At 69.3% G+C, this 22,435-nt stretch carries 19 protein-coding genes and 1 pseudogene; 6 read left to right on the top strand and 14 right to left on the bottom strand.

The window, feature by feature from the left end:
- Positions 1 to 14 precede the first annotated feature (14 nt).
- From AQJ91_RS15910 to AQJ91_RS15900, 3 genes are all read right to left on the bottom strand, one after another.
- Entirely contained in the window at positions 15 to 1,091 is a 1,077-nt protein-coding gene (locus AQJ91_RS15910) for a glycosyltransferase family 4 protein (RefSeq protein ID WP_067021485.1), read from the bottom strand.
- A 273-nt stretch (positions 1,092 to 1,364) separates the two neighbouring features.
- Positions 1,365 to 2,531, bottom strand: coding sequence for a glycosyltransferase family 4 protein (locus AQJ91_RS15905; RefSeq protein WP_079084949.1), 1,167 nt, complete (start codon positions 2,529 to 2,531; stop codon positions 1,365 to 1,367).
- The gene (locus tag AQJ91_RS15900; protein WP_067021481.1) at positions 2,519 to 3,625 is read right to left on the bottom strand and encodes an NAD-dependent epimerase/dehydratase family protein; all 1,107 of its coding nucleotides are present in this window, start codon (positions 3,623 to 3,625) and stop codon (positions 2,519 to 2,521) included. The genes AQJ91_RS15905 and AQJ91_RS15900 overlap by 13 nt, the downstream gene beginning before the upstream one ends.
- Before the next feature lie 252 nt (positions 3,626 to 3,877).
- Between AQJ91_RS15900 and AQJ91_RS15895 the strand changes: the two genes are divergently transcribed.
- The 3 genes from AQJ91_RS15895 to AQJ91_RS15885 all read left to right on the top strand — a co-directional run bounded on the left by AQJ91_RS15895 (position 3,878) and on the right by AQJ91_RS15885 (position 8,050).
- Positions 3,878 to 5,158, top strand: coding sequence for a nucleotide sugar dehydrogenase (locus AQJ91_RS15895; RefSeq protein ID WP_234382321.1), 1,281 nt, complete (start codon positions 3,878 to 3,880; stop codon positions 5,156 to 5,158).
- Positions 5,159 to 5,587: 429 nt separating this feature from the next.
- The gene (locus AQJ91_RS15890; RefSeq protein ID WP_067021480.1) at positions 5,588 to 7,450 is read left to right on the top strand and encodes a diguanylate cyclase domain-containing protein; all 1,863 of its coding nucleotides are present in this window, start codon (positions 5,588 to 5,590) and stop codon (positions 7,448 to 7,450) included.
- 234 nt (positions 7,451 to 7,684) lie between these two features.
- The gene (locus AQJ91_RS15885; RefSeq protein WP_067021478.1) at positions 7,685 to 8,050 is read left to right on the top strand and encodes a hypothetical protein; all 366 of its coding nucleotides are present in this window, start codon (positions 7,685 to 7,687) and stop codon (positions 8,048 to 8,050) included.
- Positions 8,051 to 8,116: 66 nt separating this feature from the next.
- On the opposite strand, the gene AQJ91_RS15880 is transcribed toward AQJ91_RS15885, so the two are convergent.
- From AQJ91_RS15880 to AQJ91_RS15865, 4 genes are all read right to left on the bottom strand, one after another.
- On the bottom strand, positions 8,117 to 8,614 hold the full coding sequence (locus AQJ91_RS15880) for a DUF5949 family protein (RefSeq protein WP_067021476.1): 498 nt from the start codon (positions 8,612 to 8,614) through the stop codon (positions 8,117 to 8,119).
- Between the two features lie 39 nt (positions 8,615 to 8,653).
- Complete coding sequence (locus AQJ91_RS15875) at positions 8,654 to 8,950, bottom strand: hypothetical protein (RefSeq protein WP_067021468.1); 297 nt, start codon at positions 8,948 to 8,950, stop codon at positions 8,654 to 8,656.
- 422 nt (positions 8,951 to 9,372) lie between these two features.
- Positions 9,373 to 9,612, bottom strand: a complete 240-nt coding sequence (locus AQJ91_RS15870; protein WP_067021466.1) for a chaplin — start codon at positions 9,610 to 9,612, stop codon at positions 9,373 to 9,375.
- 254 nt (positions 9,613 to 9,866) lie between these two features.
- The gene (locus tag AQJ91_RS15865; RefSeq protein WP_079084944.1) at positions 9,867 to 10,124 is read right to left on the bottom strand and encodes a chaplin; all 258 of its coding nucleotides are present in this window, start codon (positions 10,122 to 10,124) and stop codon (positions 9,867 to 9,869) included.
- Between the two features lie 250 nt (positions 10,125 to 10,374).
- On the opposite strand from AQJ91_RS15865, the gene AQJ91_RS15860 reads away from it, so the two are divergent.
- Together AQJ91_RS15860 and AQJ91_RS15855 are read left to right on the top strand one after the other, a co-directional pair.
- A complete protein-coding gene (locus tag AQJ91_RS15860; protein WP_267891197.1) occupies positions 10,375 to 10,785 on the top strand; it encodes a rodlin in 411 nt (136 codons plus the stop codon).
- A gap of 113 nt (positions 10,786 to 10,898) precedes the next feature.
- Positions 10,899 to 11,306, top strand: coding sequence for a rodlin (locus AQJ91_RS15855; protein ID WP_067021462.1), 408 nt, complete (start codon positions 10,899 to 10,901; stop codon positions 11,304 to 11,306).
- A 60-nt stretch (positions 11,307 to 11,366) separates the two neighbouring features.
- On the opposite strand, the pseudogene AQJ91_RS15850 reads toward AQJ91_RS15855, so the two are convergent.
- A pseudogene (locus tag AQJ91_RS15850) lies at positions 11,367 to 12,026 on the bottom strand (long-chain fatty acid--CoA ligase); the annotation flags it as partial.
- A 100-nt stretch (positions 12,027 to 12,126) separates the two neighbouring features.
- Here AQJ91_RS15850 and aroQ point away from each other — a divergent pair.
- The gene (gene aroQ / locus AQJ91_RS15845; protein WP_067021459.1) at positions 12,127 to 12,720 is read left to right on the top strand and encodes a gamma subclass chorismate mutase AroQ; all 594 of its coding nucleotides are present in this window, start codon (positions 12,127 to 12,129) and stop codon (positions 12,718 to 12,720) included.
- Here aroQ and AQJ91_RS15840 read toward each other — a convergent pair.
- From AQJ91_RS15840 to iolB, 6 genes are all read right to left on the bottom strand, one after another.
- Positions 12,711 to 14,243 (bottom strand): vWA domain-containing protein, encoded by a 1,533-nt coding sequence (locus tag AQJ91_RS15840; RefSeq protein ID WP_067021457.1) that lies wholly within the window; start codon positions 14,241 to 14,243, stop codon positions 12,711 to 12,713. The two genes, aroQ and AQJ91_RS15840, sit on opposite strands and share 10 nt — an antisense overlap.
- 147 nt (positions 14,244 to 14,390) lie before the next feature.
- On the bottom strand, positions 14,391 to 15,263 hold the full coding sequence (locus AQJ91_RS15835) for an ABC transporter permease (RefSeq protein WP_067021455.1): 873 nt from the start codon (positions 15,261 to 15,263) through the stop codon (positions 14,391 to 14,393).
- Complete coding sequence (locus AQJ91_RS15830; protein ID WP_067021453.1) at positions 15,260 to 18,037, bottom strand: CocE/NonD family hydrolase; 2,778 nt, start codon at positions 18,035 to 18,037, stop codon at positions 15,260 to 15,262. The genes AQJ91_RS15835 and AQJ91_RS15830 overlap by 4 nt, the downstream gene beginning before the upstream one ends.
- A gap of 157 nt (positions 18,038 to 18,194) precedes the next feature.
- On the bottom strand, positions 18,195 to 19,706 hold the full coding sequence (gene mmsA / locus AQJ91_RS15825; RefSeq protein ID WP_067021452.1) for a CoA-acylating methylmalonate-semialdehyde dehydrogenase: 1,512 nt from the start codon (positions 19,704 to 19,706) through the stop codon (positions 18,195 to 18,197).
- Between the two features lie 14 nt (positions 19,707 to 19,720).
- Entirely contained in the window at positions 19,721 to 21,613 is a 1,893-nt protein-coding gene (iolD, locus tag AQJ91_RS15820) for a 3D-(3,5/4)-trihydroxycyclohexane-1,2-dione acylhydrolase (decyclizing) (protein ID WP_067021451.1), read from the bottom strand.
- Entirely contained in the window at positions 21,610 to 22,431 is an 822-nt protein-coding gene (gene iolB / locus AQJ91_RS15815; protein ID WP_067021450.1) for a 5-deoxy-glucuronate isomerase, read from the bottom strand. Before iolB ends, iolD begins: the two co-directional genes overlap by 4 nt.
- Positions 22,432 to 22,435: the final 4 nt, after the last annotated feature.

Here is a 22,435-nt window from a genome sequence, read left to right as displayed (position 1 = left end):
CTGTTCAGCGTGGGTCAGGTGGCGGAGTACCGCTGCCGCAGTTGCACGCGGTACCAGTCATCGACACGCTCCGCGACCCGTGGCCAGTTCAGCGCCGAAGCGGCGCTCGTCCCGAGGGCGCTCATCTTCCGACGGGCCGGTTCGTCGTCCAGCAAGGCGCCCAGTACACACACGAGATCGGTCTTCGACCCGGACTCGAACGCCCTCCACGCTTCACGATCAGTGACCACCGGATCGAGCGAGGCGTCCGACGACACCACGACGGGGGCACCCAGGGCGAGTGCCTCCAGCGCTGCGGTTGGCACGCCTTCCCCCTTGTCCGGAAGCCGCCGCGAGGCGAGTACGAAGGCCTCTGCCCTCCGCACGAGCGCGTAGACCTCCGCCCGGGAAAGAGGACCGGCCAGCTCCACTCCCGGCCGGACCGCAGCCATCCGGGCCAGCCGGTCCCGCTCGGGCCCGTCCCCGGCGATGACCAGGCGCAACCACGGCCGAATACGGGCCAGTTCATCGAACGCCTCGATGAGCAGAGCGTGGTTCTTCATCGGATTCAGCGCGCCGACACTCACGATCAGGCCGCGCTCGCGGGGCGCCGTCTCGGCCGGAGGCGGCATCGCGGACAGCTCCAGGCCGCTCGACATGGTGAGGACACGCCGTTCGTCCACACCGCGTGCGACGAGGTCCGCCGCTGTGGCCGATCCGAGAGCGACGAACGCCCTCACATCCCTGAAGGCCCGCCGTTGCAGGTAGGGATGACGATGGGTCAAGGAAGCGTGGACGGTCAGGAACAGCGGGACACGGAGGTGTCGGCACACGGGGCCGAGCACCAGAGCCTCGACATGATCACCGTGCAGATGCACCAGATCGACTCCGTGCGCATGCGGATCGCCGCAGAGGCGCCGGATGGCGGCACCGGCCTCCGCCGCGAACGCCATCCGGTCCGACACCCGCGCCAGCGTCCGCGACAGTGCCTCGCCGCGCAGTGGCAGTCGCACGACCCCCTGCGGGACCACCGAGCCGTGGCGGAACGCCATGGTCACCCGGTGCCCGTGAGCGACCTGCTCACGCGTCAGGCATTCGACGTGACGCTCCATTCCACCTGGCATGGGAGGAACCCGGTAGCTCACCCGGACGATGCGCATCACAGTATCGCTCCATCCGCAATCGGCTCGAACACAAGAACGACCGGATCACCCCTGGTAGACCGCCAGAAGCGGCGCATGAACCGGATGTCAACGAAGCATCGCCTCCTACCGGCTCCCCAGCCATCCGCCCCGCCGATGCTCACTGGATAGGACCAGCGGAAGCGTGGGGTACGTTCCTGGAGCCGAGCGTGGGCGGCAACCGGCACGCGGGTGTCGGTCCGATCAGCCGGCCGCGCCGGACTCATGGAGAGGGCCGGGTTCCTTGCTCCGCAGGCCCTCAGCCACTCCAGCCGTCTGACCGACCATCTGCCGCCCCACGGAGAGCCGGACGGCCGGGTGCCCGTCCTCACCCACAGGCGCCGCCGACGGAGCCGGACCGGGAACGGACGGAACTCTGAGCAACAGCGCCACCGTGGTGACACCGACCACGACGGCGGCCAGGAGCAGACCGCCCGACGGCAGGACGCCCCATGCCAACAGCGCGCCGGACAGACCCCCCAGGGCCGCAAAAGTACCGAGCACCATGACAGTCTGGCGGACCGTCAGCCCCATCCGGCGCAGCCGGTGAGCCGCATGGTCCAGTCCCCCCTGCAGCAGTGGCCGCGCCTCCCGGTAGCGGGACAGCATGACGAGCGCAGTGTCCAGGGTCACCACCAACGTCGTGACCAGCAGCCCGGCGGGTACGGAGAGGCCGGCCGCGTCCTGGTGGAGCACGACCGACGCGGACGCCAGGGTGAAGCCGATGAAGAGGGACCCGGAGTCACCGAGGAAGATCCGTGCCGGGTGCCAGTTGTGGAAGAGGAACCCCAGACTGGCGCCGGAAAGAGCCGCGAGGACCACTCCCAGCCCGCCCTGTCCGCTCGACCAGGCATGCCAGCACAGGAATCCGCCGATGGCGGCACATACCGACGAAGCCGCTCCGTCCATGTTGTCCAGCAGGTTGAAGGCGTTGGTCGTGAAGACGATCCACAGGACGGCGAGGACGGCGTCGAACACGCCGCCGAAGACCGTTGGATGTCCGCCGACGAGGACGACGACCGAAGCCGCCGCCGCCTCCACGCCCAACCGCGGCGCGGGCCCCAGCGGGCGCAGGTCGTCGACGAGCCCCAGGACCGCCATGATCGCGGCACCCCCGAGCAGTACCGCGAGGCCTGGGTTCCCGAAGCCGCCGGCGAACGCCGCGCCGGCTCCGGCGCCGATCGTCACGACCGCGACCGCGATCCCGCCGAGGTACGGAGTCGGCCGGGCATGGCCCTTGCGGCCGTCGGGGCGATCGGTGATGCCGCGACGCAGGGCGAAACGCCGCAGCGGCTCCGTCAGCAGCACCCCGAGCGACAGGGCCACACAACCGACCGCCATTGTCGTCGCGAAGGGGCTCAGCCCTGACATGGGCCCGCCAGTGCGGTTCCGACGACGCTCGCGCTGCCCGCCGTCGCCGCGGCCGGCACGGTGGCCGAGGGAAGACGTTCGTCCCGGCCAGCCGGCACACTGGTCGACGTCGTCCGGCTCATCTCGCCACGTGCGTCCGCGATGGCGTCGGTGAGTACGTCCGTGAGGTCGTGGCGAGGCTGCCACCCCGTCAGTTCGCGAAGTCTGGTGGTGTCCGGGACTCTGCGTTGCATGTCTTCGAAGCCCGCTCCGTATGCCTCGGCGTACGGGATGTATTCCACCGGGGAGGCACTCCCCGACTGGGCGATGACACGCTCGGCGAGTTCGCGGACGCTGATCTCTTCGGAGGAACCGACATTGAAGGTCGCACCGTCCGCCTCAGGGTGCTCCAACAGGAGCAGCAGTGCGCTGACCGCGTCCGCAACATGGAGAAAACAGCGCCTCTGCCGACCGGTCGCATGGACCGTGAGAGGCTCTCCGCGCACCGCCTGCCGGGCAAAGCGCGGAATGACCATCCCGTAGGACGGGCTCTGCCGAGGGCCGACCGTGTTGAAGAACCGGACGATCGTCGCCTTCAAACCCCGTTCGCGGTGATAGAGCCCCGTGAGGATCTCGTCGACCGCCTTCGCCGTGCTGTACGACCAACGGACCACTGAAGGGCTGCCCAGGATTCGGTCGGAGGTTTCGCTGAGCGGTCCCGAAGAGTTCTTGCCGTAGATCTCCGAGGTGCTGGCCACCAGAACTCTGAGCGAGTAGCGCTGAGCCGACTCCAGTACCGTCTCCGTGCCTCTGATGTTCGTGATGAAAGATTTCAGAGGTTGCTCGACGATGAGTTTGACCCCGACGGCGGCGGCCAGATGGACTACGGCGCCACACTCACGCGCCAACTCATCGACGAGGAGTTCGTCCAGAACGGAGCCGTGGACGAAACGGAAGCGCGAATTCTCCTGCGCCCGGGCAAGGTTGGACATTCGCCCGGTGGCGAGGTTGTCGAGGGCCACCACTTCCTTTCCTTCGGCCAACAGAGCGTCCACGAGGTGTGAGCCGATGAAGCCGGCTCCACCGGTGACCAGGTATTTCGAACAACGATCCATGCGGGCTACTCCGGTTCGGTGGGTGGATGTCGGACAGCTCCCACGGAGCTCGATCGTCGCGCCGAGCCCAACACTCACCTATGGGAGAAATCACGGCAATTGAAACATCGGCACGCCCTCCAGTTGTCTCGACCTCCCATTTGATACTCGATTGGAGTGACGCGGGGGAGACATGCCGCGACAATAGGAAGACTGCGCATCGCATGTGCCTCAATTGTCCTGGAGAAGACTACTGCCCGGGAGGCCACGGTGATGATGGCGCACGACCCGTACGAGCAAGAGAAACTGATTGTCGTCGGTCAGGGATATGTGGGACTCCCCCTCGCTGTGCGAGCTGTGGAGGCCGGTTTCTGCGTGGTCGGCGTGGACACCGATGAACTGCGCGTGAAGCGCTTGATCTCAGGCGATTCCTATATCGAAGGCGTCGACGGCGCACGCCTGGTGGCCGCGCTGGACAGCGGCCGTTACCAGGCCACCACCGACTACGACCGGATCGCCGACTTCAACGTCTGCGTGATCACCGTGCCCACCCCGCTGCGCGACGGCGTGCCTGATCTGAGTTTCGTGGAAAGCGCGGGCCGAAGCATCGCCCCGCACATCACGGACGGCGCCACCGTCGTCCTGGAGTCCACCACGTACCCGGGGACCACCGAATACCTGCTGCGGCCGCTGCTGGAGGAGGGCAGTGCGAAGAAGGCGGGCGTGGACTTCCACCTCGGTTACAGCCCCGAGCGCATCGACCCCGGCAATCCCGACTGGCATCTCGAGAACACACCGAAGGTGACCTCCGGCATCGACGCCGCGTCGCTGCGCAGCATCGAGCGTTTCTACGCGCGCATCGTGGAACGCACGGTGCCGGTCAGTTCATGCCGCACTGCCGAACTGACAAAGCTGCTGGAGAACACCTTCCGGCACGTCAACATCGCCATGGTCAACGAGATGGCGATGATCTCACGGGAGTTGGGGGCCGACGTCTGGGAGGCCGTCGAGGCCGCCGCCACCAAACCGTTCGGCTTCATGCCCTTCACGCCCGGCCCAGGCGTGGGCGGGCACTGCCTTCCGGTCGATCCTTCGTATCTGTCCTGGCAGGTCAAGCGGCTGCTGCGGCAGGACGTCCGGTTCATCTCGCTGGCCAATGAGATGAACGACCAGATGCCCGCCTACGTCACCTCGCGGATCACCCGGGGACTGAACGAACGCGCCAAGTCGGTCAAGGGGTCCCGGGTCCTGCAACTCGGCCTGGCCTACAAGAAGAACACCGGAGACATCCGGGAGTCGCCGGCCATCATGCTCGCCCAGTCGCTGCGCAAGCTCGGCGCCCACGTCCTCGCGGTGGAACCACACACGGACTCCCATCTGCTGCCCCCCGACATCACCTGCGTGGAGCTCACCGAGGCGGAGATCCGGGCGGCGGACGTGGTCGTCGTGGCCACCGACCACGACGCTTTCGACTACTCCCTCGTCGAGCAGACCGCGGCCTACGTCCTCGACACCCGCAACCGCTGCCGGGGGGAGCGCGTCGAGGTCCTGTGAAGGTGGGCCTCGGCAGCGAGATGCCGACAAGCCCTCCAGTCGGCAACGCCCCGGGTTCCAGTGATCCGGGGCGTTGCTTTCCTACGCCGACCGGTCCGCACCCAGGTGGGGGCACCGGAAACGATTCGTCATGGCGTCAGTACGACACACAGGTTGCCGGTAGGCAATACATCCTCTTTACCAGTTCATAGACGCCTGCATCCCCAATCGGATGAGCTGTCATTATTTCAGGTGAAGATCACTACAGTCAGTCATGCAGCTTGCGAGAAGATCCTCCTGACCTCTTGTTTCCGCTCGCGCAGTCCCGTACGTCCTTGCGGCTGCCCTTATGAGTTCGATCATTCGTCGGGGGTTCGCATGATCCACGGGTGGGCCGGCCGAGCCCGTTCTCTTCGCACCACTCACGACAGCCACCTACCTCTCGCATGGATGGGCAAGACCCTGTGCAGGGGCCCCGCTCTGGTCGTCGCCGCCGGAGCGGGTGTGACGGCAGCCGTACTCGTGCCGGAGGGCGTAGGGGTGCCGGCTGCGCACTGCGGGACCACCCTGTCCCTCCTTGCCCGGGCCCGGACGGCCCCGGGGAAGGTGCGTCTTCGTTTCACGCTGCTCGCCGCTTCGGCTGCGGCGGGTGGCCTCCACCACCTCCTCGTCAGTCAGATCGGCTCCGGTGCGCGCTCCGCCGGGTTCGTCCAGTCCGTGGTTCGTCCGCTGGCGGGTGCCGGGATCGCCGCATGTCTGGGGATCGCCGTCGTCGCGCTGGTGATGGCGGCTGCGGACAACGGAACGACCCTGACCCGGCTACGACGGCTGCTGGACGGCTGGCTGATCGCGGGCTCCCTGCTCACCCTGGGGTGGATCCTCCTCCAGCATCGTGCCGACCAAGCCGGTGACATGTCGGCCTCGCTGCTCGGTCTCGCACGCGTCGTGACGGACGTTCTGCTCCTGGGGCTCCTCGTCGCCCTGCGCTGCTGTCCGAAGCGCGCTGAGCACACGGCCACCACAGCGAGCGTCCTGGCTCTCGCCGTCCTGTTCGCGGGCGACGTGCTCCGCGTCCTCTTGTCAGGGCCGGGCATCTGGTACGGGGTCCCCCTCCCGGCAGCCTGCTCGATCACCGGACTGTCCCTCGTCGCTGTCGCGCCGTGGCTGCCGGGGAGCACCGACGATGTGGGACTCGACCAGCGGACCATGCCCGTCATCGGGGTGGTGGCAGCGTTTGTGCCCATGGTCGTCTGCGCTTTGGCCATCGCAGCCCACGCCGTCACCGGTGGCTCCATGGACATCGTGATGGCAGGCCTGGCCGGCTCCGTGCTTCTCGCGCTCGCCGCCCGCCAGGGCGTCACCCACGCCGACCACCTGCGGATCGCACAGGAGGCCGCGGCCCGTGAAGCCCACTACCGCACACTGGTCGACGGCACACTTGACGTGATCACCATCATCAGTCGGGACGGGGTGGTGCTCTACGTCAGTCCGGCGGTCCACCCGGTTTTCGGCTATCGGCCCGAAGAACTGATGGGCGCTCGCCTGCCCGAGTTCTGCCATCCGGACGACCTGGCGACCTTGCTGCAAGCCGTCCAGACGCTGCAGCAGGCTGAATCAGATACCGGCAGAGCGGGCCACCGCGTGTCCTGGCGGCTGCGAACCGCCGACGGACGTTGGCGCCATGTCGAATCGACCATCAGCCGCCATCCCGAGGGAATGATCTTCATCTGTCGCGATGTGAGCGCGCAGGTGGCGCTCCAGGCGCAACTGGAGCACCATGCCTTCCACGACGCGCTGACTGGTCTCCCCAACGGTGCCCTGTTCGCAGACAGGGTTGCCCATGCCCTGCAGAAGCGGAGCACTGACGTGGCCCCACCTGTGCTGCTCTTCGTGGACCTGGACGGTTTCAAGGCCGTCAACGACTCCGCCGGACATGCGACAGGCGACGCACTCCTGGCCCACGCGGCGCGTCGGCTCCAGTCGTCCGTGCGGGCGGGGGACACTGTCGCCCGCCTCGGCGGCGACGAGTTCGCGGCCCTGCTGGAATGGAAGCCGGGGACGCACCCCTCGAGTGCCGGGGAAGTCGCCGCGAGGATCCTGTCCGCTCTGACGAAGCCGTACCGGATCGGCAGCACGGACGCCGTGGTCTCGGCCTCCATCGGCATGGCGGTGGCCGTCCCGGGAATCTCACCGGAGGAGCTCCTGCATCAGGCAGATCTCGCCATGTACGCGGCCAAGGCAGCCGGCAAGGGGCGTATCCACGTGCACCAGTCGCAGACGCCGCACGTCTCCGGTGGCGCCTCGAAACGCTGACGGTGCAGACCCGTCCCGCCCGGGGCCGCCATTCTGCACCGCCGGTCGCATCCCCTGGCCCAATAACCCGACCGGCGCTCCCTGTCAATCGCGCTATCGGATCATATTGTTGCTGTAGTGGAGTGACATCAGCGATTCGCGTGGCCACCTCAATACACCTACATGCTTCTCTTTTTCGCAGGGCCATCATCACTCAAAAAATGAGGCGGCCCTCCACAGAGAGGTGAAACAGAAATGCGCAAGGTCACCAAGGCAGCAGCGACACTCCTTCTCGGTGTGCCGCTGACCATCGGCCTGGGGCAGGCCGCCTTCGCCGCCGAGGGCCCGGCTTACCACGAGGGGACGGCTTCCGCCACCGCCGCGGGAGCAACGAGCAGCAACGTGATGAGCGGCTTCCTCGAGAACCGGGACCTCCCGCTCCACTCAGGTCTGGCAGGCCCGTACTACGTGAGCTCGGACCGGAGCGCCACGGCCTTCGGCGCCTCGTCGGACGTCGTCACCTCGGGCTTCGACGCCGACGGCGTCGCCCACTACACCGCCACGCATCTGACGGTCAACAGCAGCGGGGCGGCGTCCTCCATCACGCACAGCACCTCCTGACCTCGCGACAGTTCGTCACAGCAGGTCGGCGACCGCCCCGAGAGGCGCCTGCTGACCTGCTGTGCGTCAGCCGCGCAGGTTGCGCACGGGCAGCAGGACATGCGCCGCCCTCTTCAGCGTCTCCTCGTCGCCCGCGAAGGAGGCCAGGGCGTCCGGTTCGACGGGGCGGCCCGGCGCTGCCTCGGGCCAGGGACGCGTCGTGAACACGAGGTAGGCAAACCCACGTTCGCCGACCGCGGCCAGCCATTCCGGCGGCACGGTGCACTGGGCGTTGAAGCGCGGCATGCTGACCATCGCCTGGCCCGCCTCCACAAGGAGTCGGATCGGCAGACTCGGTCGGCCGGCGCCGTCGACGAGCCCCTCGCCGATGGGCAGGCCGCTGGTTCGCAGCAACTGCTCGACAGCAACCACGGATGCCTCGGGACCGCCTTCGCCGTCGCCGAGGGAGTAGGCCAGCAGATAAGGCATGTCGCCGTCGGGCGCTTCACCGCTCCAGGCGACGACGGCGAGAGTTCCGAGACCGGCAGGTGTAAATGGGCGTGTTTCACTTGAGGTTGAGGTCATCGCGGAGTCCTAACGACGGGCCGGAGCGCATCCGGCCGCTTACTTCTGGAGCGGAAGCCCACCGAGAAGCCCACCGGGCAGGCCGACCTCGTTGGCGTTGTCCACCGCGTGCTGCCCTGCGCCGACCAGGGAGTTCTTGTTCTCCGTGTCGAGCATGTCCGTGTGCAGCGGCTGAACGTCGAGCAGGTCCTGGCCCGCCCGGCTGGTGACGGTGTCGAGGCCACCGTTGAGGCTGGTGGCCGTGAAATCCGAGGCGTCGTTGGCGAATGCGGGCGCGGCAACGCCGACGATGACCATCGACCCCGCAACGACAGCGGCAGCCTTCAGCGACTTCATGCTGTTCCTTTCTTCGGCAACTCCTTCCTGGCTAACGAGCCCCGGTCTCAGTGGAAACCCGTGCGCGGGAAATTAATCCTCTGAAAGGCCGTGAACACAACGTCGTGCCGGCCCAGCGGGCCGGCACGACGGCTGGAATGGCTGACTGCTTCGCCTCAGGCGCCACTCCTGCTCAATTCCGGCCGATCTTGTGTTCACCGCGAAACGGGTGAACACGACCTGCAACTCATCGAATGCGCACCGTAACGTTCCTGTGCCCATGTGGTCGACGTTGTCCCTGGTAAGGCGACTGGTCCGCGTCTGCGGGCCGGTCCCCCCGTTCAGGAAGCCGGACGGGGCGGGGAACGGGGCTGGGCCGGGGGCGGCATGAGTCGGCCGCCCTCCGCTGCGGGGAGGGCGGCCGGAACGGGCGGCGAAAAGCCTCAGGCGTTGGCGCAGACGCTGCCGAACGCCGGGTTCAGCAGACCGATGACGTCGACGCTGTCGCCGCATACGTTGGCCGGGACGTGGAGCGGGGCCTGCAGGACGTTGCCCGACAGGACACCAGCGGACTGGGTGGCGGAACCCAGCGCGCCGGTGTCGGCAGCGGCGATACCGGCGGTGCCCGCCACGGCTGCAGCGGCGATGGAAGACAGGGCCAGGCCCTTCGCAATACGAGACATGGAAAAGTGCTCCTTGGGGATTGACACAAACACCGGGCGGACACCCGTGCCTGGATCAACGCGCAGCGAAGGGCCGGGTTGTGCCGCCGATGGGGTGATCTCCCGGTACGGCTGCTGATCGCGGCCCTGAGGCAGGAGTGCCTGTCACTCACTCGCCCTCTGCATGCCCGACGACGCGGCAAAGCCGGCCTTGGAACCGTAAAAAGAACGGTCCGAGGCCGGCTGTGACACAGCTGAGCGACCGGTGCGCCGCGTCAGCCGTTGACGCAGGCGTTGCCGAACACGGGGTTCAGCAGGCCGAGGACGTCGAGGCTGGTGCCGCACACGTTGGCGGGAACGTGGACGGGGACCTGGATGACATTGCCCGACAGGACACCCTGGGAGCCGGTGGCGGTGCCCTGGGCCCCGGTGTCCGCGAAGGCCGGGGAGGCCATCCCCAGGGCCATGATTGCACCGGCGACGACAGCAGCGCTCTTCTTGTGCTTCACGCGCATTCCCTTCTTTGCGGTCATGCCTCACATGGCGGCCGAAACCGAGCGAGCACAGCTGGAACGGCTCGCACCATGACCTGCAGGCTGTAAACGAGGAATAGACAGCCGAGGGAACCACGGAACGTACCTCCCGCGGGAATTCACCCGAATCGCCCTGCATGCAGTTCACTTCGCCGCTTGGGCCATCGGGGTGAAGTGCAGGAACTTCGGGTGACCGACGCAGTTGATCCAGGGCGCTCATGGACGGGGATTCTCCAGAAGGGACCAGTAAGTGATCAAGAAGGTTATGGCCACTGCGGCGGTCGCCGCTTCCGTTGTCGGTGCCTCGGCTGCTGCCGCGCCGCAGGCTCTGGCGATCGGCGACGACACTGGCACGACGTCCACCAGCGGCGTCGGTGCCGCGCAGAGCTTCGGCAACTCCTCCACGTACGGCAGCATGAGCCCGCAGATGGCCCTCGTCCAGGGTTCGTTGAACAAGCCCTGCGTGGGTATGCCGGCCAAGCTCAACCCCGGCTCGATCGTCGGCCTCGTACCGGTCGCCGTTCAGGACATCCCCGTTCTGTCCGCTCCGCAGAGCCAGCAGTGCGTCGAGAACTCCACCCAGGCCAAGGGCGACGAGCCGCTGTCGCACCTTCTGGAGGACATCCCCGTCCTGTCCGGCAACGGCACGAACAACGGCTGAGCCTTCGGCTCGGCCTCGGCGGGTCACCGGCTCCCCGGTGCACCCCGTCACGGATCACATAACTGATCACCGCGCAGCTCCGAAGCGGAGTCCGCGTTCCGAAGGGAATCAACATGAAGAAGCTGTGGGCAACCGCGGCCATCGCTGCTTCCGTTGCCGGTATGTCGGCCGCGGCCGCGCCGCAGGCTCTGGCGATCGGCGACGACAGTGGTACGACCTCCGCCAGCGGCACCGGTGCCACGCAGGCCTTCGGCAACTCGACCACACAAGGCGACATGAGCCCGCAGCTGTCGCTGGTCCAGGGTTCGTTGAACAAGCCCTGCGTGGGTATGCCGGCCAAGCTCAACCCCGGCTCGATCGCCGGCCTCGTACCGGTCAGCGTCCAGGACATCCCCGTTCTGTCCGCTCCGCAGAACCAGGAGTGTGTCGAGAACTCCACCCAGGCCAAGGGCGACGAGCCGCTGTCGCACATCCTGAACGACATCCCCGTCCTGTCCGCCAACGGCACGAGCAACGGCTGAGCCTTCGGCTCCGTCACGGCGGGTCACCGGTTCTCCGGTGACCCGCCGTTTCGTTGCGCGTCAGCGTCGGTACAGTGCCTCGATCTCGTCCGCGTACGCCGCCGTCACCGCGTGCCGCTTGACCTTCAGGGACGGGGTGAGCAGGCCGTTGTCCTCGTTGAACTCGCCCTCGACCAGGGCGAACGCGCGGATCGACTCGGCCCGGGAGACGGCCTCGTTGGCGTAGTCCACGGCCTTCTGGACGTCGGCGCGCATCCGCGGGTCCCGTACGACCTCGGACATCGGGGTCTCGGCGGGGAGCTTGCGGACCGCCAGCCAGTGGGCCACCGCGTCGGGGTCGAGGGTGATCAGGGCGGCGACGAAGGGGCGGTTGTCGCCGACGACGATGCACTGGCCGACGGGCGGGCGGCTGCGCAGACGGTCCTCCAGGACGGCCGGGGAGACGTTCTTGCCGCCGGAGGTGACCAGGAGGTCCTTCTTGCGGCCGGTGATGGTGAGGTAGCCGTCCTCGTCGAGGGCGCCGAGGTCGCCCGTCGCGAACCACTCGTCCTGGAGTACGGCGTCGCTGGCGGCCGGGTTGTGCCAGTACGAGCCGAAGACGATGCCGCCCTTGACGAGGATCTCGCCGTCGTCGGCGATGCGGACCGCCGTGCCGGGGACCGGGACGCCGACCGTGCCGGGGCGGGGCCGCAAGGGCGGGACGAGGGTGGCGGCGGCTGTCAGCGGAAGGTCAATGGGGCGGTGCGAGGTGAACTTGTGTGCGTCGGTACGGTGTTGGCACCCCCCACGCGAAAGGACACGTCCTGTGCGTATCCGACGTATGCGGTCCGCCTTGGTGGCCGTCTCCGCCGTCGTACTGCTCTCCGGTGCCGGTGCCGCGCCCGCCGTTGCGCAGGGGCCGGCGGCCGTTCCCGCGCCTGCTGTCGCGGGCGGGCTCGCGCCGCTGACCGAGCTGTTCGCCGAGCGGCTGCTGATCGCCGACAAGGTGGCCGCCGCCAAGTACGGCACCGACCGGCCGATCGACGATCCCGCCCGGGAGCAGAAGATCCTCGATGACGTCGCCGCCCGGGCCGTCGGGCTCGGACTGGATCCGGAGGCGGTCATGGCCGTGTTCCGGGATCAGATCGAGGCCAACAAGCTGGTGCAGCGCGGGCTGTACGCGTGGTGGGACGCGCACCCCGAGGAGCGGCCGGCCGAGCGGCCGGACCTCGACACGGAGGTCCGGCCGGCGCTCGACCTGATCACCACCCGGTTGTTGGAGGCCTTGTGGGAGACCGAGGGGGTGCGGGCCTCGTCGTCGTGCGGGGCGCGGTTGTCGGTCGCCGCCGTGTGGTCGGCGTACGGCCATGAGCTGGATCCGCTGCATCTGAAGGGGCTCGCGCGGACGTTGCCTTCGGTGTGCGGTCAGTCGTGACCGCGTAGGCGGTTCGCCTGGTGGATGGCCTCGGCGAGTTGGCGTACCGCCTTGTCCTCGGTGGTGTACGCCAACTTGTCGGCGCGTTCGGCGAGTTCGCCGAGGGACGGCGTGCCGGGCAGGGACGTGTGGCGCAGGGCGTCGGCGAAGTAGGCGGCCGTCGCGGTGACCTGGAATCGGGGGCCGGTGTTCCAGACGCCGTCCCGGAGTGAGTCGGTCTCCAGTTGGCCGGACTCCTCGTGCGGGGTGCGGGTCCTGGGGTCCAGCCAGCGGACGCTCGCCGTGGCGAGGTGGCCGTCGGTGCCGGGTTTGGTGCGGACGGCGTAGAGGGCGGTGACCGTGTGGCCGGGGCCGACCTCGCCGCCGTCGACCGTGTCGTCGCGGAAGTCCTCGTCGGCGACCCGGCGGTTGTCGTAGCCGATGAGGCGGAAGTCGGAGACGGTCTCGGGGTCGAAGGCGACCTGGGCCTTGGCGTCGCGGGCGGTGAGGTCGATGTTCCGCGGGAGCTGTTCGCTGAACACCTCGCGGGCGTCCTCCTCGCCGGAGACGTAGACGGTGTGGCCGTCGCCCTTGTCGGCGAGGCGTTCCATCAGGGCGTCGCCGTAGTCGCTGCCCACGCCGACGCCGAACAGGGTGATGCCGTGTTCGCGGCGGGCGCCCTCGATGCGTTCGAGGATGGTGTCGGCGTCGGTGTCGCCGGTGTTGGCGAGGGCGTCGGAGACGAGGACGACGCGGTTGGTGGCGCCCTCGCGCAGGCCCTCCACGGCCGTGGAGTAGCCGGTTTCGACGCCGGCGCCGAGGTTGGTGGAGTACGTCGGCTCCAGGCTGTCGATCGCGTCGTGGATCTGGCCTCGGTTGCCGTCCAGGCGGGTCATGGGCAGGACGGTCTCGGCCTTCTCGCTGAAGGTGACGATCGCGACCGAGTCGTCGTCGCGCAGCCGGTCCGTCATCACGCCGAGCGACTTCTGGGCGAGGTCGAGGCGGCCCGGTTCGCTCATGGAGCCGGAGATGTCGATGACGAAGGTGAGGGCGGCGGGCGGGCGTTCACCGGTCTCCCCGTCGGCGGGGCGGGTGGCGAGGCCGACGCGGACCAGGGACCAGTCGTCCTCGTCGGTGCGGGCGCCGTCGACGGTGACCGTGAAGCCGTTGCCGTCGGGGCGGTCGTAGTCCTGGCGGAAGCTGTTGACGAACTCCTCGGGGCGGACCGTCGACGGGTCGGGCAGCCGGCCCTCGGCGAGGGTGCGGCGGGCGTAGCCGTAGGAGGCGGTGTCCACGTCGAGGGCGAAGGTGGAGAGGTAGTCGGGGGCCGGGGCGAACTCACGGGAGTCCTGGTCGTCGCGCTGTTCCGAGGTGTCGGAGTCCCGGTTGCGGTCGGGGGCGGGGAAGCCGTTGGCCTCCCTCGGGCCGCCTCTGTCCGACGAGTCGCCCTGGCCGCCGGCCCCGCACCCCGTGAGCAGCAGGCTGCCCGCCGCGGTGAGCGCGAGCAGAGCGGCGCGCAGCCTGCGTGTTCGGTATCGGTCCATCGTCCGTGCCCCCTTGACCTGTTGACGTCGACATCTGTGACTGTGACGGGCCAGGGGGCCGGAACGTGCGCTACGGAGCGTTGCGGATGCGTCTCGAAGAGGCAACGGAGCGGGGCCGTCGAGACCGGCCGGTGATCTTCCGTTGACCTACGACACCACGTCCTTGCGGGCGAAACCCCTGAAGGCCAGGGCGAACAGCACGAGTGCGTACGTTATGGAAATCGCCGTGCCCTGGATCATGCCGGACCACTCGGGACGCGGCTGTACGGCGTCGGCCCAGGCGAACTGCCAGTGCGCGGGCAGGAAGTGGCGCCAGTCGCCGAGGGCGGTCACGGCGTCCAGGACGTTGCCGACGATGGTCAGGCCGACCGCGCCGCCGACCGCGCCCAGGGGGGCGTCCGTCTTGGTGGACAGCCAGAACGCGAGCCCCGCGGTGACCAGTTGGGACACGAAGATGAACGCCACGATCACCACGAGCCGCTGGGCCGCGGTGCCCGGGGCGAGCGAGCCGCCGGTGGGAATCGCCAGCGGGCCCCAGCCGTAGGCGGCCGTGCCGACGGCCAGCGCGACCACCGGCAGCATGATCATCGCGGCCAGGCTGAGGCCGAGCCCGACGACGAGCTTGGACCACAGCAGGCGGGCGCGCGGCACCGGCGCGGCGAGGAGATAACGCAGCGAGGACCAGCTGGCCTCCGAGGCGACCGTGTCCCCGCAGAACAGGGCGACGGGGACGACGAGCAGGAAGCCCGCGGAGACGAACAGGTTCACCGCGACGAAGTTGGCGCCGGACGCCGTCGCCGTGTCCATCAGCGTGATCCGGTTGCCCCCGCCGTCCGGCTCGCCGCCGATCGCGAAGGCGATGACCAGGACGAACGGCAGGGCGGCCAGGATCCCGCCCATGACCAGCGTGCGGCGCCGCTTCAGCTGGCGGACCAGCTCGACGCGGAGCGGCAGGGTGCGACCCGCCCGGTAACCGGAAGCCACCTCGGTGCGCGCAGTGCTCTCGACGAGCGTGCTCATGCGGAACCTCCGATCAGGGTGAGGAAGGCGTCTTCCAGGCGGCGGTGCGGGCCGAGCGAGGCGACCGGGACTTCGAGACGTACCAGCTCGACCAGGAGGCGGGCGGCGGCCGCGGAACCGTCGGCGACAGCCGCGGGCGCTTCCGCGCCCCTCTCACCGGCGGAAGCAAGGGCGACGCCCGGACGGGTCCCGGCGGCGATCGCCGTCGCCGCGGCGGCATGCTCCTCGCGGCCGGACGCACCGCCCGGTACGAGCCGTACGAGCAGGCCGTCGTCCGTCCGCACCGCGGACTCCACGCCGGACAGCGCCGCCACCTTCTCCACCAGCGGATCAGCGATGTCGGCCGCCAGGCCGACGAGCAGGGTGCCGCCGGAGCCGATGATCGCCCCGACCGGGCCCGCCTGGACGAGCCTGCCGCGGTCCATGACCACGAGGTGGGTGCAGGACTGCTCGACCTCCGCCAGCAGATGGCTGGAGACGATCACCGTGCGGCCGGCGGCCGCGTACCGGATCAACACCTCGCGCATCTCGCGGATCTGGGGCGGGTCGAGGCCGTTGGTCGGTTCGTCGAGGATGAGGAGGTCCGGAAGGCCCAGCATGGCCTGGGCGATGGCCAGGCGCTGGCGCATGCCCTGGGAGTACGTGCGGACCGCGCGGGCCAGCGCGTCGCCGAGGCCGGCGATCTCCAGGGCCTCGTCCAGGTGGGCGTCCTCGGCGGGGCGGCCGGTCGCCCGCCAGTACAGCTCCAGGTTCTCCCGGCCGGACAGGTGCGGGAGGAAGCCCGCGCCCTCGACGAAGGCACCGACGCGGGACAGCACCGGGGCGCCGGGCGCGATGGCGTGCCCGAAGACGCGGATCTCGCCGTCGTCCGGCTTGATCAGGCCCATCAGCATGCGGAGCGTGGTTGTCTTGCCCGCGCCGTTGGGGCCCAGGAGGCCGAGTACCTGGCCCTTCTCGACGCGGAAGGACAGGTCCCGGACCGCGTACCGGTCCGCCGACCTGGCGTACCGCTTGCTCAAGTCCTTTATCTGGAGCGGGACGTCGGCCAGCCCGGGGTCGGGGGGTGCCGCGGTGGTGCGGCGGCGGCCCGTGAGCAGCAGGGCCAGGGCGATCGCCGCGCCCGCGAGCGGCAGCCACCACACCCACGACGGCAGTGCGGCGGCCGCGGTCGTCACGCCGGGTGCCGTCGGCACCTTCAAGTCGCCCTTCAGGGAGACGGTGTAGGTCGCCGGGGCCGCCGGGGAGGCGTAGCCGAGGTCCGTGGAGGAGAGGACCAGGCGGAGGCGGTGGCCCTGCTCGATGTCGTGGTCGACGGCCGGGAGCGTGATGGTCACGTCCTTGCCGGACTTGGCGTCCTCGACGCGGAGGGGCGAGACCAGCTGGCTCGGCAGCACCTGCTGGGTGCCGTCGGCGCCGACGTCGTACACCTTGGCGAAGAGGACGGCGTCGTCGCCGGTCGACTTGACGTGGACGGTGGCCGTCGGGGATCCGGTGATGCGGAGGTCGTCGGTGACGGGCGCCGAGTCGAAGCGGGCGTACTGGCCGGGGAAGTCCAGCGAGATCCCGACGCCGAGGGAGGACAGCTGGGCGAGTCCGCCGCCGCCGAGGCCGGGCAGGGCGGAGACGGCGGGCGGGCTGGCGCCGGGCGGGTTGGTGAAGCTCTGCTCGTCGCCGGTGAGGGGGACGGACTGCTCGCCGCTCTCCAGGCCGGGGTAGGAGTCCGCGCTCGCGCCCCTGAGCTGGGCCTCGCCGTCGCTGGAGTCGACGCCTCCGGTGCGGGTGATCCGGAACGCGGGGCCGGTGTCGGCTCCCTTGTCGTCCTTGAGGTACCGGTCGAACCAGGAGGTGACGCGGGCCTGGACGCGGCTCGTCTCCTGGTCGCCGCCGTCGTGGCCGCCGGAGATCCAGTCGACCTCGACGGGGGCGCCATTGGCGCGGATGGCCTTCGCGGCCGCGTCGGCCTGGCCGAGCGGGAAGAGGGAGTCGGTCTGGCCCTGCACGAGCAGGGTGGGCACCTTGATGCGGTCGGCGACGGCGGACGGTGAGCGCTCCTCCAGGAGCTTGCGGGCCGCGTCGTCCGGGGTGCCGGACTCGGCGACCCTCTCGTACATCTCGCAGATCTTGGTCTCGAACTTGTCGCAGCCGCCTGCCGAGTTGACGAAGATGCCCGCCCAGAGCTTCTTGAAGACGCCGTTCGGGAAGAGGGAGTCCGCGAGGTTCCAGTAGGTGATCGCCGGGGCGATGGCGTCCACCCGGTCGTCGTACCCGGCGCCGAGCAGGGAGATCGCGCCACCGTACGACCTGCCCGCCATGCCCACACGCGGGTCGCCGGTCTTGTCGAGCTGGACCTGGGGCTGCTTCGCCAGCCAGTCGATCAGCTGCGAGACGTCGGCGACCTCGCCCTTCGGGTCGTTCAGCCCGACCGTGCCGGTCGACCTGCCGAAGCCCCGGGCCGACCAGGTGAGCACCGCGTAGCCGCCGCGGGCCAGGTCCTCCGCCTGCTGCCGTACGTCGCCCTTGCTGCCGCCGAAGCCGTGCGCCAGCAGGACGGCGGGGCGGCGGCCCGCTTCCGAGGAGGTGAAGTACGAGGTGTCGATGCGTACCCCGTCGCCCATGTCCATGACCCGGTCGGTGCTGTGCACCGGCGGCGCGTCGTCGGCGGCGACGGCCGTCCATGTACCGGCACCTGTGAGGACGACGACGGAGGCCGCGGCGGCGATCCACCGTCGCGGCCTCCGTATACGCCCCTGTAGTCCGGGCAGTCGAAGATCCATGGTTCAACGGTACGGGTTGAAGCTGTCGGCAAGTTATCGACCGGGGGCTGAATCGCGGGACATCCCTGAGGTGTACGGGGTGGTGTTCGTGTACCGCGTCCGTGGTACGGACAAGAGCTCGGGTGGTCCTGTTGTCTGCCGACGGCCCCTAAGGGCGTCAGTGGTTGCGCGGGAAGCCCAGGTCGACCCCGGACGGGGCGTCCGCCGGGTCCGGCCAGCGGGTGGTGACGACCTTGCCTCGGGTGTAGAAGTGCGTGCCGTCGTTGCCGTAGATGTGGTGGTCGCCGAAGAGGGAGTCCTTCCAGCCGCCGAAGCTGTGGTAGCCGACGGGGACCGGGATCGGGACGTTGACGCCGACCATGCCGGCCTCGATCTCCAGCTGGAAGCGGCGGGCGGCGCCACCGTCGCGGGTGAAGATCGCGGTGCCGTTGCCGAACGGCGAGCTGTTGATGAGGGCCACGCCCTCGTCGTAGGTGTCGACGCGCAGTACGCACAGCACCGGGCCGAAGATCTCGTCCTGGTACGCCTTCGCCGTCGTGGGCACCTTGTCGAGGAGCGAGATGCCGATCCAGTGGCCTTCCTCGAAGCCCTCGACCGTGTAGCCGGTGCCGTCGAGGATCACTTCGGCGCCCTCCGCCGCCGCACCCGTCACGTACGACGCCACCTTGTCGCGGTGGACCTTCGTGATCAGCGGGCCCATCTCGGAGGTCGGGTCGTTGCCGGGGCCGATCTTGATCTTCTCGGCGCGTTCGCGGATCTTCGCGACCAGCTCGTCGCCGATCGCGCCGACGGCGACCACGGCCGAGATCGCCATGCAGCGCTCGCCCGCCGAGCCGTAGGCCGCGCTCACCGCGGCGTCCGCCGCCGCGTCGAGGTCGGCGTCCGGGAGGACCAGCATGTGGTTCTTGGCGCCGCCCAGGGCCTGGACGCGCTTGTGGTTCGCGGCGGCCGTGGTGTGGATGTAGCGGGCGATCGGGGTCGAGCCGACGAACGACACCGCCTTGACGTCCGGGTGCTCCAGGAGGCGGTCGACGGCCACCTTGTCACCGTGGACGACGTTGAAGACGCCGTCCGGCAGACCGGCCTCGGCGAGCAGCTCGGCGATCTTCAAGGATGCCGACGGGTCCTTCTCGGACGGCTTCAGCACGAAGGTGTTGCCGCACGCGATGGCCATCGGGAACATCCACATCGGCACCATCGCCGGGAAGTTGAACGGCGTGATGCCCGCGACGACACCCAGCGGCTGCCGGATCGACGACACGTCCACGCGGCTCGCGACCTGCGTGGACAGCTCGCCCTTGAGCTGCACGCTGATGCCGCACGCCAGGTCGACGATCTCCAGGCCGCGCGCCACCTCACCGAGGGCGTCGGAGTGCACCTTGCCGTGCTCGGCGGTGATCAGCTCGGCGATCGCGTCGCGGTTGGCGTCCAGCAGGGCGCGGAAGCGGAACAGGATCTCCGTGCGCTTGGCCAGCGAGGACTGGCCCCAGCTCAGGTAGGCGTCCTTGGCGGCGGCTACCGCAGCGTCGACCTCGTCGACCGTGGCGAACGCGACCTTCGTGGTGACCGCGCCGGTCGCCGGGTCGGTGACCGGCCCGTACGTACCCGACGCGCCTGCGGCGCTCGCAACGGGCTTGCCGCCGATCCAGTGGTTGACGATCTTCGTCATTCCAGAGAGCTCCTTCACAGATGGCGGCGTCGGGTAGAGACGTGCCGGTCGTACTCCTCGCGGGCCTTCACCGCAGACGGTCGGGTCGCGGTCTCGGCCACAGGGACATCCCACCAGGCCTGCGCGGGCGGCGCGCCCGACACTGTGTCTGCCGTTTGGGTCTCGACGTAGACACATGTGGGAGTGTCGGCGGCACGCGCTTCCGCGAGTGCCTCGCGCAGGTCGCTGACCGTCTTGGCGCGCAGGACGCGCATACCGAGGCTGGCCGCGTTCGCGGCGAGATCGACGGGGAGCGGGGCGCCCGTGTACGTCCCGTCGTCCGACTGATAGCGGTAGGCGGTGCCGAATCGCTCGCCGCCCACCGTCTCCGACAGGCCGCCGATGGACGCGTACCCGTGGTTCTGCACCAGCAGGATCTTGATCGCGACGCCCTCCTGCACGGCGGTAACGATCTCCGTCGGCATCATCAGATAGGTGCCGTCGCCGACCAGCGCCCACACGGGACGGTCCGGGGCGGCCATCTTCACGCCGATCGCGGCCGGGATCTCGTAGCCCATGCAGGAGTAGCCGTACTCCAGGTGGTACTGGTCGTACGACCGTGCCCGCCACAGTTTGTGCAGGTCGCCGGGGAGGGAGCCGGCCGCGTTGATGATGACGTCCGACTCGTCGACGATCGCGTCCAGTGCGCCGAGGACCTGCGGCTGGGTCGGGCGTACGTCGATCTCGTCGGCCTCGTAGCAGGCGTCGACGCGCTGTTCCCAGCGTTCCTTGTCCTCGGTGTACTCGCTGACGTACGGGTCCGGGACCCCGTACCCGTGCATGCCCAGCGACTGGGTGAGCTCCGTCAGGCCGATGCGGGCGTCCGCGACGAGCGGCATACCGGCGAGCTTGTGGCCGTCGAAGGGCGCGACGTTGAGGTTGAGGAAGCGGACGCCCTCGCCCGTGAACAGCGTGCCGGAGGCGGTCGTGAAGTCGGTGTACCGCGTGCCCACGCCGATCACCAGGTCGGCCTGGCGGGCGAGTTCGTTGGCGGTGGCCGTGCCGGTGTGGCCGACGCCGCCGACGTCCTGGGCGTGGTCGTGGCGCAGGGAGCCCTTGCCGGCCTGGGTGGAGGCGACGGGGATGCGCGTCGTCTCCGCGAACTCGGCGAGGGCCTCCTCGGCGCGGCTGTGGTGGACGCCGCCGCCGGCGATCAGGAGTGGCCTTCGCGCGGACCTGATCGCCCGTACCGCCTCGGCGAGTTCGGTCGGGTCGGCACCCGGCCGGCGTACCACCCAGGTGCGCTCGGCGAAGAACTCCTCGGGCCAGTCGTACGCCTCGGCCTGGACGTCCTGCGGGAGCGCCAGCGTCACGGCACCGGTTTCGACGGGGTCCGTCAGCACCCGCATCGCCTGCAGAGCCGCCGGGATCAGGGCCTCCGGGCGGGTGATCCGGTCGAAGTACCTCGACACCGGGCGCAGACAGTCGTTGACCGACACATCACCGGCGTACGGCACTTCGAGCTGCTGGAGGACCGGGTCGGCGGGGCGGGTGGCGAAGGTGTCGCCGGGCAGGAGCAGGACCGGGAGGTGGTTGATCGTGGCGAGCGCGGCGCCGGTGACGAGGTTGGTCGCGCCGGGGCCGATGGAGGTCGTGACCGCGTGCGTGGAGAGGCGGTTGGACTGGCGTGCGTAGCCGACGGCCGCGTGCACCATGGACTGTTCGTTACGGCCCTGGTGGTACGGCATGACGTCGCCGTACTCGATGAGCGCCTGGCCGAGTCCGGCGACGTTGCCGTGGCCGAAGATGCCCCAGGTGGCGCCGATCAGGCGGTGCCGTACGCCGTCGCGCTCGGTGTACTGGGCGGACAGAAAGCGGACGAGCGCTTGCGCGACCGTGAGCCTCGTCGTTGAGGTCTGCACCGTCATCGGTATCCCTCTGCTGTTTCTAGGTGGGCCGGATGGAAGCAGATCCGCCACTCCCGGTTCTCGCCCGGACCGGCCATGACGTTGAGGTAGTACATGTCGTGGCCGGGCTGGGCGATGGACGGGCCGTGCCATCCGTCGGGGACGAGGACGGCGTCGCCGGAGCGGACCTCCGCGAGGACGTCGGATCCGCCCTCACGGGAGGGAGATACGCGCTGATAGCCGAAACCGTTCGGGCCGTCGATCTCGAAGTAGTAGATCTCCTCCAGCTCCGCTTCCTCGCCGGGCCGGTGCTCGTCGTGCTTGTGCGGCGGGTACGAGGACCAGTTGCCGCCGGGGGTGATCACCTCGACGGCGATCAGCTTGTCGCAGTCGAAGGCGTCGGCGGAGGCGAAGTTGCGGACATGGCGCAGGCGGTTGCCGCTGCCGCGCTCTTCGACGGGGACCTCCGGCGCGGGGCCGTAGCGGGCGGGGAGTCTTCGCTCGCACTTCGCTCCTGCCAAAGCAAAGCGGCCTCCCGCGCCGGAGGCGATCTGTGCCCGGGCGTCCCGGGGTACGTACGCGAAGTCGGAGACTCCACTGAACACGCTTTCCCGGCCCAGGAGTTGGAACTCTTCGTCCTCGACGTGCACCGTGCACCCGCCGTTCAGCGGAACCACGATCCATTCGCTGTCACCGCTGGAGAAGGCGTGCGTGCCGCCCGGCTCCAGCTCGACGATCCGCAGACTGCTGTGGGTCCAGCCGGCCCGCTTGGGGTCGATGTCGACGGTGTACCGGGCGTTCGCGGTGGCGCCCTTCTCGACGTACAGATCGCTGGTCATGTGG

This window comes from Streptomyces dysideae (assembly GCF_001514305.1).
Lineage (GTDB): Bacteria > Actinomycetota > Actinomycetes > Streptomycetales > Streptomycetaceae > Streptomyces > Streptomyces dysideae.
Note: the sequence above shows the minus strand (reverse complement) of the source record. Positions and strands in the feature narration are given on the sequence as shown.

What these genes read in the sequence shown, in the direction of transcription:
- AQJ91_RS15870 (WP_067021466.1), bottom strand. Translation starts at nt 9,612, where the DNA reads ATGTCTCGTATTGCGAAGGGCCTGGCCCTGTCTTCCATCGCCGCTGCA.
- AQJ91_RS15875 (WP_067021468.1), bottom strand. Translation starts at nt 8,950, where the DNA reads ATGAAGTCGCTGAAGGCTGCCGCTGTCGTTGCGGGGTCGATGGTCATC.
- AQJ91_RS15880 (WP_067021476.1), bottom strand. Translation starts at nt 8,614, where the DNA reads ATGACCTCAACCTCAAGTGAAACACGCCCATTTACACCTGCCGGTCTC.
- AQJ91_RS15840 (WP_067021457.1), bottom strand. Translation starts at nt 14,243, where the DNA reads ATGGACCGATACCGAACACGCAGGCTGCGCGCCGCTCTGCTCGCGCTC.
- AQJ91_RS15910 (WP_067021485.1), bottom strand. Translation starts at nt 1,091, where the DNA reads ATGGAGCGTCACGTCGAATGCCTGACGCGTGAGCAGGTCGCTCACGGG.
- iolD (WP_067021451.1), bottom strand. Translation starts at nt 21,613, where the DNA reads ATGACGGTGCAGACCTCAACGACGAGGCTCACGGTCGCGCAAGCGCTC.
- AQJ91_RS15895 (WP_234382321.1), top strand. Translation starts at nt 3,878, where the DNA reads ATGATGGCGCACGACCCGTACGAGCAAGAGAAACTGATTGTCGTCGGT.
- AQJ91_RS15835 (WP_067021455.1), bottom strand. Translation starts at nt 15,263, where the DNA reads ATGAGCACGCTCGTCGAGAGCACTGCGCGCACCGAGGTGGCTTCCGGT.
- AQJ91_RS15885 (WP_067021478.1), top strand. Translation starts at nt 7,685, where the DNA reads ATGCGCAAGGTCACCAAGGCAGCAGCGACACTCCTTCTCGGTGTGCCG.
- AQJ91_RS15900 (WP_067021481.1), bottom strand. Translation starts at nt 3,625, where the DNA reads ATGGATCGTTGTTCGAAATACCTGGTCACCGGTGGAGCCGGCTTCATC.
- AQJ91_RS15890 (WP_067021480.1), top strand. Translation starts at nt 5,588, where the DNA reads ATGGGCAAGACCCTGTGCAGGGGCCCCGCTCTGGTCGTCGCCGCCGGA.
- AQJ91_RS15855 (WP_067021462.1), top strand. Translation starts at nt 10,899, where the DNA reads ATGAAGAAGCTGTGGGCAACCGCGGCCATCGCTGCTTCCGTTGCCGGT.
- mmsA (WP_067021452.1), bottom strand. Translation starts at nt 19,706, where the DNA reads ATGACGAAGATCGTCAACCACTGGATCGGCGGCAAGCCCGTTGCGAGC.
- AQJ91_RS15865 (WP_079084944.1), bottom strand. Translation starts at nt 10,124, where the DNA reads ATGACCGCAAAGAAGGGAATGCGCGTGAAGCACAAGAAGAGCGCTGCT.
- AQJ91_RS15830 (WP_067021453.1), bottom strand. Translation starts at nt 18,037, where the DNA reads ATGGATCTTCGACTGCCCGGACTACAGGGGCGTATACGGAGGCCGCGA.
- iolB (WP_067021450.1), bottom strand. Translation starts at nt 22,431, where the DNA reads ATGACCAGCGATCTGTACGTCGAGAAGGGCGCCACCGCGAACGCCCGG.
- AQJ91_RS15905 (WP_079084949.1), bottom strand. Translation starts at nt 2,531, where the DNA reads ATGTCAGGGCTGAGCCCCTTCGCGACGACAATGGCGGTCGGTTGTGTG.
- aroQ (WP_067021459.1), top strand. Translation starts at nt 12,127, where the DNA reads ATGCGGTCCGCCTTGGTGGCCGTCTCCGCCGTCGTACTGCTCTCCGGT.